Origin of the sequence: Paucilactobacillus nenjiangensis (assembly GCF_008632615.1) — a bacterium.
In the GTDB taxonomy this organism is placed as follows: Bacteria; Bacillota; Bacilli; order Lactobacillales; family Lactobacillaceae; genus Paucilactobacillus; species Paucilactobacillus nenjiangensis.
Genome location: NZ_CP043939.1, coordinates 1,975,915 through 1,988,729, shown reverse-complemented (window position 1 = coordinate 1,988,729; position 12,815 = coordinate 1,975,915). Strand labels below are relative to the sequence as shown.

At 39.5% G+C, this 12,815-nt stretch carries 12 protein-coding genes and 2 tRNA genes; 12 read left to right on the top strand and 2 right to left on the bottom strand.

All coding sequences use genetic code 11. The features are described from left to right. Positions 1–23: 23 nt before the first annotated feature. The 11 genes from F0161_RS10145 to F0161_RS10095 all read left to right on the top strand — a co-directional run bounded on the left by F0161_RS10145 (position 24) and on the right by F0161_RS10095 (position 9,498). A complete protein-coding gene (locus F0161_RS10145) occupies positions 24–770 on the top strand; it encodes a hypothetical protein (protein ID WP_150204495.1) in 747 nt (248 codons plus the stop codon). Positions 771–881: 111 nt separating this feature from the next. Next, positions 882–1,688: a hypothetical protein gene (locus F0161_RS10140; RefSeq protein ID WP_150204494.1), complete on the top strand. Its 807-nt coding sequence runs from the start codon at positions 882–884 to the stop codon at positions 1,686–1,688. A gap of 128 nt (positions 1,689–1,816) precedes the next feature. Continuing rightward, positions 1,817–2,506 carry a response regulator transcription factor gene (locus F0161_RS10135; protein ID WP_150204493.1) on the top strand — a complete coding sequence of 230 codons (690 nt, stop codon included), beginning with the start codon at positions 1,817–1,819 and terminating at the stop codon, positions 2,504–2,506. A gap of 239 nt (positions 2,507–2,745) precedes the next feature. After that, positions 2,746–3,882, top strand: coding sequence for a sensor histidine kinase (locus F0161_RS10130; RefSeq protein ID WP_150204492.1), 1,137 nt, complete (start codon positions 2,746–2,748; stop codon positions 3,880–3,882). A 64-nt stretch (positions 3,883–3,946) separates the two neighbouring features. Beyond that, positions 3,947–5,197: a serine hydrolase gene (locus F0161_RS10125; RefSeq protein ID WP_150204491.1), complete on the top strand. Its 1,251-nt coding sequence runs from the start codon at positions 3,947–3,949 to the stop codon at positions 5,195–5,197. A gap of 567 nt (positions 5,198–5,764) precedes the next feature. Continuing rightward, a complete protein-coding gene (locus F0161_RS10120) occupies positions 5,765–6,496 on the top strand; it encodes an AzlC family ABC transporter permease (RefSeq protein ID WP_225423258.1) in 732 nt (243 codons plus the stop codon). A 65-nt stretch (positions 6,497–6,561) separates the two neighbouring features. Continuing rightward, the gene (locus F0161_RS10115) at positions 6,562–6,891 is read left to right on the top strand and encodes an AzlD domain-containing protein (protein ID WP_225423256.1); all 330 of its coding nucleotides are present in this window, start codon (positions 6,562–6,564) and stop codon (positions 6,889–6,891) included. Between the two features lie 76 nt (positions 6,892–6,967). Then, positions 6,968–7,038, top strand: a tRNA-Gly gene (locus tag F0161_RS10110). A gap of 49 nt (positions 7,039–7,087) precedes the next feature. Then, positions 7,088–7,175: transfer RNA gene (locus tag F0161_RS10105), tRNA-Ser, on the top strand. Between the two features lie 172 nt (positions 7,176–7,347). Continuing rightward, complete coding sequence (locus F0161_RS10100) at positions 7,348–8,721, top strand: AAA family ATPase (RefSeq protein WP_150204488.1); 1,374 nt, start codon at positions 7,348–7,350, stop codon at positions 8,719–8,721. A 9-nt stretch (positions 8,722–8,730) separates the two neighbouring features. Further along, positions 8,731–9,498 carry a hypothetical protein gene (locus F0161_RS10095; RefSeq protein ID WP_150204487.1) on the top strand — a complete coding sequence of 256 codons (768 nt, stop codon included), beginning with the start codon at positions 8,731–8,733 and terminating at the stop codon, positions 9,496–9,498. A 93-nt stretch (positions 9,499–9,591) separates the two neighbouring features. Here the strand turns inward: F0161_RS10095 and F0161_RS10090 are convergent, their stop codons facing one another. Further along, entirely contained in the window at positions 9,592–10,470 is an 879-nt protein-coding gene (locus F0161_RS10090) for an IS3 family transposase (RefSeq protein WP_263862621.1), read from the bottom strand. Continuing rightward, a complete protein-coding gene (locus F0161_RS10085; protein WP_150204485.1) occupies positions 10,467–11,192 on the bottom strand; it encodes a helix-turn-helix domain-containing protein in 726 nt (241 codons plus the stop codon). Before F0161_RS10085 ends, F0161_RS10090 begins: the two co-directional genes overlap by 4 nt. A 223-nt stretch (positions 11,193–11,415) precedes the next feature. Between F0161_RS10085 and F0161_RS10080 the strand changes: the two genes are divergently transcribed. After that, the gene (locus F0161_RS10080) at positions 11,416–12,783 is read left to right on the top strand and encodes an ISL3 family transposase (RefSeq protein ID WP_150204484.1); all 1,368 of its coding nucleotides are present in this window, start codon (positions 11,416–11,418) and stop codon (positions 12,781–12,783) included. Positions 12,784–12,815: the final 32 nt, after the last annotated feature.

The window sequence follows — 12,815 nt, the reverse complement described above, 5'->3', positions numbered from 1 at the left end:
CAAACGGGCAGTGGGGGAGTAAGATGGTAATCTATTTAATTGTTGTCGCAATCGTCGCATTTAGCATTTTATTTGTGATGTTTAAAAATTATCGCACGGTTGTGACATCTCATTTAGAAGAACGCCACCCCCACGTACGGATTGCCATGAGCTGGGTTTTATTGTTGCTAATGCTGGGAAGCTTGGGTGGAGCAGTGTTTGCTGCCGTGCATCCATCAGATAAGGCTAAAACTGCCACTGTCAAACAGAGTAGCTCTCATAAACATGCCAGTCAGAGCTCGAGTAAAAAAGTCGATAAGTTAGCCATTCAACTCAGTACTGACACACCAACCGTTGGTAATGAGTTAACTTTATCGGTCTCCTCTAAAACAAGCGTAAAAATTATCGGGCACAATACTAAGAGTGTTTATCAGACCTTTGATGCTGGTAAGAATAGTAAAAAAGAAACCTTCAAGTATACGTTCACCTCTGGAGGACCTTATGACATTGTGATTCAACGGGGTAGTAAAACCATCACCAAATCAATCACGGTTAGTGGCACCAGTACCGCCTCTATTAGCACAGCTGTCTCTAGTGCGGCCAGTTCTTCAACTAGCACAGCACCAAGTACCGCGAATAATTATCAGACAGCACCTTCGACAGGTCAGTCAAATAACGCTGGTAACAACAACGCTACACAAAATAGTAGTGCCACTTCAAGTGCTGAATCAGTCGCACCAGCGGTAGAAACTGACACACCAACCGATGAGTCGACCACGTCAAATAATTAAGGATTTATAAACATTCTTATCATTTATATAACTTGTGGTATGGCATGCGGTATGATTTGTGTAATAGGATGAAAGTACACTTACAAATATGGAGTATGGGTAGGGTTTATTATGGTAATTTATTTGTTAGTTTTAGCAATTTTAGCGTTCGCTTTTTTAGTGTTAATGTTTTTAAATTACCGTCGGGTCAGTCGATCTGGATTGCCAGAACGGTTTAAATTTTTGCGGGTTATTTTCAGTTGGTTATTAATCTTTACAATGATTGGGAGTATTGGCGGAGCAGCTTATGCTGCCACACATCCTGAAAAAAAGACTGAAACTAAAGTTGTTAAAAAGACCACTAAGAAAACCAGTCACTCGAGCAGCATGAACGACACATTGGATGTCACTTTTAGTAAGAAAAATCCTACACTAGATTCTGCAGGTAAAGTGACGGTCAAACTATACGTCTCTTCAAAAACAAGTGTTAAGATTATTGGCCATTCGTCTCGGACAGTCTACAAGACCTTTGCGGCGGGGACCAAGAACAAGACTCAAACCTTTAGTTACACGTTTACTGATCCAGGCACCTATGATGTGGAACTGACACGTGGAGATACTTCAGTGACGAAATCAATCAAGATTTCGGGCGATTCAGCAAGTAGTAGTTCGAGTGCAATGGCAGATTCAACTGACTCAACTTCAGATAATAGTACAACCACAACGACGAACGGCGGCACGGGCTCCGGTAGTTCTTATAGTGGTGGTACAGGAACTTCTAATGGATCAACAGGTGGCAGTTATAATGTCTATAATGATGGCAGTGGGACAAGTAATACAACACCAGAAACGCCAAGCACAGGCGACAATACTGGGAGTGGTGAAACTAACACCGGCGGTGATAGTGGCACAGAAAACAGTGAATTTACCACCGACTAACCTAAATATTTTATTAAGTCCGTTATCATTCGGGCTTTTTTGCTATTTGTAGTAATATAATGTTATCAATTGGTATAAATAATGCGAGAGTGGACTCTTGACTCGCAATTGTTGTAAGGAGAAAAACTATGCAAGTACTAATCGTCGATGATGATAAAGAAATTGTTCAATTACTAGAAATTTACGTTAAGAACGAAGGCTATGATCCTGTTACTGCTTATGATGGTAAAGAAGCCTTAACGAAACTCAATACGAATCCAGATATCGCATTAATCATTTTGGATATTATGATGCCTGAAATGGATGGAATTGAAGTTGTGAAACAAGTCCGGAAAGATTCACAGATTCCAATATTAATCTTGTCAGCTAAAACTGCTGATATGGATAAAATTCAAGGCTTAATTACTGGCGCGGATGACTACGTCACCAAACCATTTAATCCACTTGAAGTGATGGCACGGGTTAAGTCGCTGTTGCGGCGTAGTTCTAATGACGTGACTAACAGTACTCCTGATATCTTAGATGTTGGTTCATTAACTATCAACAAGGATTCACACGAAGTAAAAACCATCAATGGTGAAACCATTCAATTGACTGCTTTGGAATTTGGAATCCTATACTTACTTGCCAGTCATCCCAATCGCGTCTTCTCAGCCGATGATATCTTTGAACGAGTTTGGCAACAAGAAAGTATTGTCTCTGCCAAGACCGTCATGGTTCACGTTAGTCATCTTCGTGATAAAATTGAAGAAGCTACCAACGGTGAAAAAGTCATTGAAACTGTTTGGGGCGTTGGATATAAGATAGAGAGTCATTAAAAGTAGAGTGATGACAGCCACGATTTGGAAAAGTAGAGTGTGGATCACCGCGGGCAGGCAACGAGCTTCTAACGATGATTGACGAAGATTCCGCTTGCTGGAATCTAGGAAAGCAGTGTTAGGTGAGTTGTCTGCGGTGAGAGACACGTTTTAAAAACAGCAAGATAATCTAAAGTTTTTTAGCATTACCGTGTTAACCTGAGATGGTTAACATTGTACATAGAAGTGGGAGAAGTAACTTGAAACTAACAGCTGGAGAAAGAAGTTCATTGATATTTGAGGGGATTAGTACTGTAATCCTCCTCTTTTTGTTGAATGTGTCGTTGATTGTAATGGCAGATTTTGCGATTAAAAGTAATCCGGGATTAGAAAATGGCATTTTTATTATTAAACAATCAATGCAAATTGGTCCTTATCACACCCAAATTTGGAGTTATCAACGCTGGATGATTGGGATTTTAATCCTAATCGATATTTGGGTACTGATTTGGCGGTTACGTCGTCGGTATGCGCAATATCAATTGCAACATATCATTCGTGAATTACATTATATTGCTCAAGGACATTTTGATCACCGGATTCCATTCCGCGTCCGTGGTGGTCAACAACAAGTAATTACCAGTGTTAACTCACTGGTTGATAGTGCCATTCAATCGATGGATGATGAACGCAAGATTGAACAATCTAAAGATGAATTGATTACCAATGTCAGTCATGACTTGAGAACACCATTAACGTCAATTATTGGCTACTTAGGCTTGATTGAGGATAAACAATACCATAGTCAAGAAGATTTGCTGAAATACACGCACACGGCCTACGAAAAGGCGACCCAAATGAAATCGTTAGTGGAAGATTTGTTTGAATACACCAAGGTGCGGCAAACCAGTGCTCCCATTAACATTATGAGTGTCAACTTAGATCAGATGTTAGAACAACTGGCCGCTAGTTTTGAACTCGAAGCCAGCAAGAAGGGGATTACCATGTCTGCCGACACCAAGCCCACTGACTTAATGATAGAAGCCGATGCCGAGAAACTCGGGCGCTTATTTAGCAATTTGATCGCCAATGGCTTGAAGTACGGCCAAAATGCCAGTTACATCAAATTAACGGCGCAACAAAAAGATCAACAAGTCGAAGTTTGTGTGACTAACGATGGTGCCAAGATTCCTGAAGATGCACAGATACATTTATTTGAACGATTCTACCGTGTCGAAGAATCTCGTTCCAAAGCCACCGGGGGGACTGGCCTAGGTTTAGCGATTGTCCAAGGAATTGTCGATATGCATCACGGTGCCGTGCGCGTCGAGTCAAACGATAAAAAAACCAGCTTTGTGGTAACTTTGCCATTAGATTACACACCAGAAAAAAATTAAAATATCAATTAACGGGGGCTGTAGCATGTATTTGCTAGAGCCCTTCTACTAGGAGAAAACACCCATGAAAAAATGGCTCATCAGTATTCTTAGTGCCTTACTTATTTTTAGCTCGGGCTTTGGCACCATCATTGCCCAGGCCGATGACACCCAACCAGAGATTAACGCTAGTGCCGCTCTAGCGATTGATGCGACGACTGGTCAAATCTTATATGAAAAAAATGCCAAACAGGTGCTACCAATTGCTTCAATTTCCAAGATATTGGCAGTCTCCGTGATTTTAGATGAAATTCAAGCGGGTAAGATTTCTTGGGATACCAAAGTGACGATTAGTCCAGAAATTGCAGCTGTTTCAGCAGATACCGCCTTATCGAATATTGTGCTCAATCAGGGCCAACAGTATACGGTGAAACAATTAGTTCATGCCGCTTTAATCAAGTCAGCTGATGGTGCGACGTTAGCATTAAGTACGATGAATGGTGATACGGTCACTTCGTTCAATAAAAAGATGCAAGCGAAGGCCAAAGCAATTGGCGTGGATGATGCTAAAATTTATAATGCTGTTGGTCTACAGAATAGTGATCTGGATACTTTAAAGGTACCTGGAATGGCCGATAGTGTCGAAAACGAAATGTCCGCCACCGATGTAGCTAAGATTTCACAATATGTGATCAAGCATTATCCAGCCGTCTTAAAGATTACTGCCACTAAGTCAGAAATGTTTGATACGACGACAATGGATAATCTGAATGAAATGTTACCTGGTAATGCGAGTGCAATGACTAATTACACGACGGATGGTTTAAAAACCGGGACATCCGATGCTGCTGGTCAATCGTTTGTCGGTACCGGGACTTACAAGGGTCATCGTATTATCACGGTGATTTTACACGCCAATGATACGAGTCGGTACACCCAAACGGCTAACCTCGTTAATTACGTGATTGGTAAGTACATTCCTACTACGGTTGATTCATCGACCTCATTTGCGAAGGCGACCACGGTCACCGTACCAAATGGTAAAACCGTAAAACTGAAAACTCAGTTTACTGGTAAGATGACCTTATGGCTCAGTACTGGAACGAGCGTCCAAAACCTGTCACACAAGTTCCTTTATAAGTCAGCGTTGAAAGATAAGAATGGTAAGCTAACCGCACCAATTAAAAAGAATCAAACCGTTGGTCAAGTTTCTCTCAGTGGCGACAACATGACCTTCATCGATGGCACTGGTGCTAAAATCAGTCTTAAAGCAAAAGCTGCCGATGCTCAAGCTAATATCTTTGTCCGTGGTTGGAGAGCGGTGTTTGGGTATTAAAGCAAGTTGATGAATTCCACGGATGTTCACGAGGATTAACAACAAATAGCGAATGGATGGTTTAGATCCATAAGCTATTTGTTGTTAAACGGAATGAACAGTGGAATGAATCACGATTAAGTAAATTGACGAAAACTACGGGTTAAGCATACTAGGCGTCCAAGTTAGGTGTAGATGGCAGTAGTTTGAATCCCAGTTCCAAAGATCATTAAACTGCAACAATTCACCAAAGGTGATTGTTTCCAAACGATTAATTCAACCGTATGAATAAATTTAGTCTGGTAATTAACGGACTCTCTTAATTAATCGCACTCGATAGTTCGTGATTATCCGGTTTTATACCGATAATATTGTGGGATTATCCGGTTCGTTCGTGAATTGGTTTTGTTCAAATATACACAGGTAAAGCCCGGTATAATCACGTCTATTCACATTAAAAAAAACGTGATAAAATGAGTGTTGATTGTGTTTCAAAGAATTTGATTAATGTCGCTTAAAACAGACCTCAGTGGGGGAACATTCTTGAAAAGAGAAGAACCAAATTGGTTGGCGGTATTGAAAATTTCAATGCCATTGTGTCTTAGTTATCTTCCAATAGGCCTAGCGTGTGGGATTTTACTCCATGCGGCTGGCTTTAATTTCATTATGACTTTTTTAGTGTCAATTGTGGTTTTTTCGGGTGGTGCTCAATTTTTAATTGCATCATTACTTACTATCAATGCACCAATGCTATCAATTGTCGTGACGTTATTCTTCTTAGAGTTACGTTATGCTTTGTTAGGGTCAAGTCTATCTAAATACATGAAAAATCAGCCACAACGATTTATATGGCTATTTTCGGTATCATTAAACGATGAAAACTATGCAATTAACTATTTAAAATTTGCCACCGACAAAAACTGGACACCACGTCAGGCATTGATGGTGGAACATTATTCATTGATTTCCTGGGCAGTGGCTAACTTGGTTGGTAGTTTGGTCGGAAGCGCCATTTCAATTAACTTAGAAATTGTTGACTTTGCATTAACTGCCTTGTTCTTATACATGATTGTGATGCAAGTCCGTAACCGTCTGACTCTAATCATCGGCCTATTGTCCGCAGTGTTAGCTGCTGTTTGTTTAGTAGCGACTAAGAGTACCATCGGGATTATTATCTCAACACTGCTTGCCTCATTCGTTGGTTTCTTCATTGAATCTCGCTTACGTCATACCGGGACTAAAGCCGAACGCTGGATGTTTGGTAAGGTTCGTGGTCCTGCCATGACGCGCAAGACAATCGAAGATAAGAATGAAAGCTGACGGGGGCCCTCATGAATAATTTATTACTCAATGCACCGGTTGTCGCTCAGTCGGTGACCAGCACAATGGATAGCTGGGATCACTTGTTGCTAATCTTCTTAGCCGCAATTGCCGCCTTTATTCCGCGGTACTTTCCTATGCGATTCTTTACTAAACGCGAAATTCCAGAATGGTTCAACGAATGGATGAAGTACGTGCCAGTCAGTTTATTTACCGCGCTGGTTGTTAAGGGTATATTCATTGATACCGCCTCGTACTCATTTCACTTATTTGGTCACGTTAACCAGATTATTGCCGCCGTGATTGTCATTATTATCACGTACATGACGCGCTCAATGGCGTTGTCTGTTATTGCCGGACTTGTTGCGGTGGCCCTAATCACATTCCTCATGTAGGAATCGTGATGTTAAATTACTTTGACCATTTCACGAAAGTATTATATGATTGATGTCATGCAAACGTTTTAAGTTTGCGGGTGTAGTTCAGTGGTAAAACCATAGCCTTCCAAGCTATTGTCGCGAGTTCGATTCTCGTCACCCGCTTTACCAATTACGTTTTGATGGTAATAATGAGAAGTATTATGGTTATTTTGGGGAAGTACTCAAGTGGCTGAAGAGGCGCCCCTGCTAAGGGTGTAGACGGGTCAAACCGTGCGAGAGTTCGAATCTCTCCTTCTCCGTTATAGATATTAAGCACGATTCGCAGTGATGTGGATCGTGCTTTTTTATTGTTTTTTTGGTTTATGAATAGCGAAAAACCATCTTTTTTGTATTTTTTATACATAATAATGGCATTTTTCGACGTTGTAAGTTAGAATATAGAAACAACGTGATTGAAGGGGAGTTATAATCATGACAAAATTGTCTAGGATAATTATTGATAATTTGAAGAATGTTGTTCATGGCGAAATGAATTTTAAAAGTAAAGATAAATATTTAAATGTGGTTGGAATTTACGGACAAAATGGATCAGGGAAAACTACTTTAATTGATGCAGTTGGCATTTATCATGACTTAGTCACAGGACGTATGATGAAAGAAGATGTCATCGATTATTTGAATGCTGACCCATCAGTTATTTCTATTTTATTTGAAAATGATGGTAAGGCATTTGAATATGTAGTTCGATTAGAGTTAGTAGATGGCCAAGCATTAGTCACTGGTGAGAAGCTAAGAACTTCAAAACTACCAAATCATACGTACAAGAAAGATGTTTTCTCATTTGAATATGATGTCGCTAATAATGAAACAAAGATTGAACCCGAAAAGGGCAATTTTAGTACCCTTGAAATACCAATAATAGCCACAGCTAAAGATAGAAAATCATTTGTCTTTGGTAATGTATTTCATGAATGGTTAAAAAGAAATGAAGGCGTCAAAAAATATAGTGATCTTAGGCAAGCTGTGACGCTAATACAGCGTGTTGCCTTGCAACTTAACATTCATACGGAAGTTATGAATGGATACCTTGCAACGGGTAATTTTTTGCCATTGTCTTTTGTGATGAATGATAAACATGCGAAATCAACTGGTACATTACCAGTGTCGTTACAAAAGTACGAGGGTTCAGAAAAAGGTGGGCTTCATTACAAAGAACCAGAAGCGATGTTGATTAAGAACGTATTTGCAAAGATCAGCAATGTTATTGAGCAAATTGTACCAGGTATGACTTTGCTGACTAAATTATACGAACAAACGACTGCAGATGGTGAAGGTAAAGAATTTAGAGTTGAAATTCTGACTAATCGTCAGGGGAAGATAATTCCTTTAAGAGCAGAGTCACTAGGTGTGCAAAAATTGATTTCAATATTGGCACTGTTGATGGAAGTTTATAATAATCCAAATCAGATTGTTTTCATTGATGAATTAGACTCTGGCATATTTGAATATCTATTAGGTGAACTCGTACAAGTTATGTCAGATGGTGCTAGAGGGCAGTTAATCTTTACTTCTCATAATTTAAGAGTTCTTGAAACGTTACCAGAATCAAAAATTTACTTTTCTACTAACGACGAAAATAATCGATACGTGCAAATTAAGGGAACTCGTGATTCCAATAATTTACGTAATTTATACTTACGTGAAATTCTTTTGAATGAATCTGAGAGAAGTTTGTATGAAAATACGGATACTTCCAGCATTAAATTTGCGTTCGAAGATGCTGATTTAGATGACGAAGAACAAGCTGCGATTAATCCCTATCATGATTACTCATTTGGACTATAGGTGGTATTTATGACAGAGAAAAAAGTTGTTTTGTTAATTGTTGAGGGTTCCAGTGATGAACGTGTTTTGTCATCGATTATCAGAGAAATGAATGCAGGTAGTACATCTATTCAATTTGAACTAGTTCGTGGAGATGCATTTACAAGCAATTCGTCAGCAAAGGGAAAAGCGGTGGTAAGTGCGGTTATTAGTAGCTTCATTACAAGAACCAAAATACCTGCAAAACAAATTGCTTTTGTTGGCTATATTCTTGATGTTGATGGTATTTATATCAAGGAAAGTGATGTATCTTGTGAAGACAAACGGGACGATGACTATTTTCAATATGATAGTTCAAGTGAACAAGTTGTATTTGGATCAAAAGAAAAAATGGAAAATGTGCAAGCTAAGTGGGTCAAGAAACAAAGTAGGGTTAACGAACTACAGTCTAACGATTTTACAATCAAAATGAGAGAACACGCAGGCACATCGACACGGATTGACATACCCGTACAAATTTATTTTAATAATATTACATTAGAACATGTTTTAGTAAATAAGATTTTAAGAGGAATGGACGCGGAAGATGAGAAAAAGCAAATTGTCAGAGCATTTTCAAAACGAATTGCCAGTGATGAAACACCGTTTGAAACGGCAAAAGTTTTCTTTCAAAAATTAGTACCGGCGAATGCAACGAATAATAAGCAGAGTTGGGACAAAATTAAACAAAATCCGTGGGAACATAGCAGTTCAATTTATTTTCTACTAATGCAATTAGGCCTTTACTACAAGAATTAATATCTGGTCGAAGATGAGTGTTAAATAAAAGTAGACAGCTAGTTAAAATGGCGCTGGTCCGTGTCAAGTAGACAGGTCAAATAATTAAAGTTCCTATGCAATTTCTTTTACGGCATGATTCCGATATTCCATCGGCGTCATGCCGTTTAGTGTTTCTTGGCGTCGTTCATAGTTATACCAGTGAATGGCGTCTTCAATCTGTTTCATCATCTCAACTTCAGATAAAGCTTGTTCAAATGCAAAGCGTTCGGTTTTCAGATGACTCCAGAAGCTTTCCATCGGGCTGTTATCCCCTGGAGTGCCTGGGCGAGACATACTATGAATAATGCCTTCTCCAGCCAAAAATGTATTGTACTCGCCACCTGTGTACGCCGATCCTTGATCACTATGCATCGTCTTGGGCTTAATGCCATTATTGTTCTTAAGGGCCAATTTGATGGTATCTGTCACTAGTTGTGCAGTCTCAGTTGGCGCGACGCGCCAGGCAATAATGCTATGATCATACAGATCTTTTACGGCACTGAGTCGAAGCTTCTTCTCGTTCTTGATTCCATAGGTTAACTCTGAACAATCGGTGACCATGACTAAATTAGGCCTGACTGGATGGAACGCATGTCCAGCGTCCACAGTGTACAGCTTGTTGGCAAGGAGATACTCTTTCTTCTCGGCTCTGCGATCATGCTTCGCGACGCGAATAGAGGCCCGTATGTGACCTTTGCGCATAATTCGACGAACACGGCCGTGACTGACATGATACGGCGTTTCGACGTTGATGTAGGTCACGAGTCGCTTAACGCCGAAGATGTAATGATTATTTTCTTCAAGCTCAATAATATATTCGAGAATCGCCTGATTATCCAATTGATGTATCGTTGGTTTACGATTCAACCACTTGTAATATGCGGCACGCGAAATATCAAGAGCACGGCACGCAGTGCTAATGCCATAAGGCTTGGCCGAATCTGGATTCATTTCTTGTGCGAGTTGTTGAATGGTCTGATATTGCTCGTCTGAGCGGCATTCCTTCTTTCTATTTCCTGAAGTTTTTTTAGAACGGCGGCCTCCGTTGAGACGTATTCAAGTCGCGCCTTAAGGCGTTTGATCTCAAGATCCTTCTTCTCAAGTTCGGTCAGTTGGTCATTATTTTCCTTGGCTTTACCACGCCGATCGGCAAGTGACGATTCACCACCTCGCTTGAATTTCTTGACCCAGGCATAGACTTGTCCATACGAAACGTCGAAGTGCTTTGTCGCTTCAACGTAATTCAATTCATTGGCGATAGTCCATTGTGCAATCTCGATACGTTCAGCTTGCGTCGTCTTACGGCCATCCTTCATGGGTGCAGCCCTCCTAGCGGATTTAAGTAATTTACCACCATTATACAGGGAAACCCATTGAACTATGACACCACTATTGGGAATACCGAATTCTCTGGCTAACTTGGGATATGAGGTACTACCTCCAAGATACTTCTGAACGACCTCAAGTTTGAATTCTTGAGAGTAGACTCGATTGGTTCGTTTTCGCTTAAGCCCGTCCACACCATCTGACTCGTAACGTTCTAACCATTGCTGGATTTGTGAATCATGAACGCCATACTGTCTATGAATTGAATTAGCAGACTGGCCCTTTTGGACCAGACCAATATAAAAGAGCTTCTCATCTAACGTATATCTAGAACCTTTTCGGCCCATACAAAAACTCCTTTCTAGGAAGACAAGCTTTAATTATTTGCTTGTCTACCCAAGAAGGAGTATAGCCAAATACTAGTTGTCTATTTTTTATGGTTCTACAATATTTGGTACTGATAGAGATTCACTTTGTGAATTTCTACTGGTGCCATTTTCTATTATCAAGTAAAATTGTACAAAAATAGAAGATAGCCTGACCCCTATCTAACGAAAGGAACTATCTCCCATGGATAATAATACCAGATTAGCTCTCAATATCACAGATACTCGTTTAGAATTTGATCCCGACCCTAAATATAAATCTCAACCTATGTCTAGAGAAATGACTGACAAAGGTGAGGCTAACGTGTGGCACTGCGTGCTCACATACGAAATGACTTGTCCTAAATGTTCAACCGTCATGAGTCGAAACGGGTACAAAAGTGTCATGTATCAATCTGCCCAAAATGGTACAAGTCTGATTTTCTTTAAAATTAAAAAGCAAAAATACATTTGTAAATGCTGTAAAAATACTGAGCTTGCTGAATTGAGTGATGTAAGAAAAGGAGACCATCTTTTTCGTGACGTAAAACAAATTATCGCTATGCAAATTGAAGAAAACATGAGTATGACTACAATTGCGAAAATCAATAACGTCTCCTCAAATACTGTTATCCGGTCAATTCTAGGATTAGCTTGTTATATCAAACCATCTTTTCATTATTTATCGCGAAACATTGCTTTCGATGATTTCAAATCGGGAAAGTTTGCTAAAAGCGGATACTCCCTTTTACTTATGAATATTGAAACACATCAACCAATAGATGTAATTTCTGACAGAGGTGATCACTCCCTTGAAAAGTACTTTTTAAGATATTCTCCGGCGGCTCGTGCTGCTGTTCGAACGGTTACGGTCGACTTATTTTCCCCTTATCGAAGTACTATTCAAAAAGTTTTCCCGAATGCAATTATCATTGCTGACCATTTTCATGTGGTAGTCCAGGCCTTTAAAGGCCTCAATCAGCTTAGAATAAAAGTAATGAAATCATTTAAGTACGGGTCACCCGAATATCGCCAACTTAACAGATTTTGGAAACTAATTATGAAATCAGAAAGCGACTTAAATCGCTCTGATCGATATAAACGTCGTAATTTCAAAAATTTACAATTGACTGACGACGAAGTCGTTAATCGTTTACTATCGCTTTCCGAAGAATTGCGTGCTGCTTATAACTTCTACCAAGATCTCATTTTCATAATTCATAATCAAAGTTCAGAACGGTTGAAAACCTTATTGTGGCCAGAAGATGATAAAAATTCGGCAATTCTCCCACAGGAAATGGATGCTGCCATCAAGACTCTACGAAAACATTTCGAAGAGATTATAAACAGTTTTAAAACAAAATACTGTCATTTCTCAACAGGTCCTGTAGAAGGATGTAACAACAAAATTAAAGTAATAAAGCGTACTGCGTACGGGTTTAGAAACTTCTATCACTTCAAGATTCGAATTCTAATTGCATTTAAAAATAGTTTCTATTCTAAAAATTTCATATCTCTCACAAAACAACAAAAAACTGCTAATTCCCCGACAACGGAGAAACTAGCAGCTTGATGTTAATGATTGTGAAATTCTAGGTCATCAGT

Coding starts and splice junctions, on each gene's coding strand:
- F0161_RS10145 (WP_150204495.1), top strand. CDS start 24: ATGGTAATCTATTTAATTGTTGTCGCAATCGTCGCATTTAGCATTTTA.
- F0161_RS10140 (WP_150204494.1), top strand. CDS start 882: ATGGTAATTTATTTGTTAGTTTTAGCAATTTTAGCGTTCGCTTTTTTA.
- F0161_RS10135 (WP_150204493.1), top strand. CDS start 1,817: ATGCAAGTACTAATCGTCGATGATGATAAAGAAATTGTTCAATTACTA.
- F0161_RS10125 (WP_150204491.1), top strand. CDS start 3,947: ATGAAAAAATGGCTCATCAGTATTCTTAGTGCCTTACTTATTTTTAGC.
- F0161_RS10120 (WP_225423258.1), top strand. CDS start 5,765: ATGCCATTGTGTCTTAGTTATCTTCCAATAGGCCTAGCGTGTGGGATT.
- F0161_RS10115 (WP_225423256.1), top strand. CDS start 6,562: ATGGATAGCTGGGATCACTTGTTGCTAATCTTCTTAGCCGCAATTGCC.
- F0161_RS10100 (WP_150204488.1), top strand. CDS start 7,348: ATGACAAAATTGTCTAGGATAATTATTGATAATTTGAAGAATGTTGTT.
- F0161_RS10095 (WP_150204487.1), top strand. CDS start 8,731: ATGACAGAGAAAAAAGTTGTTTTGTTAATTGTTGAGGGTTCCAGTGAT.
- F0161_RS10090 (WP_263862621.1), bottom strand. CDS start 10,470: ATGAATCCAGATTCGGCCAAGCCTTATGGCATTAGCACTGCGTGCCGT.
- F0161_RS10085 (WP_150204485.1), bottom strand. CDS start 11,192: ATGGGCCGAAAAGGTTCTAGATATACGTTAGATGAGAAGCTCTTTTAT.
- F0161_RS10080 (WP_150204484.1), top strand. CDS start 11,416: ATGGATAATAATACCAGATTAGCTCTCAATATCACAGATACTCGTTTA.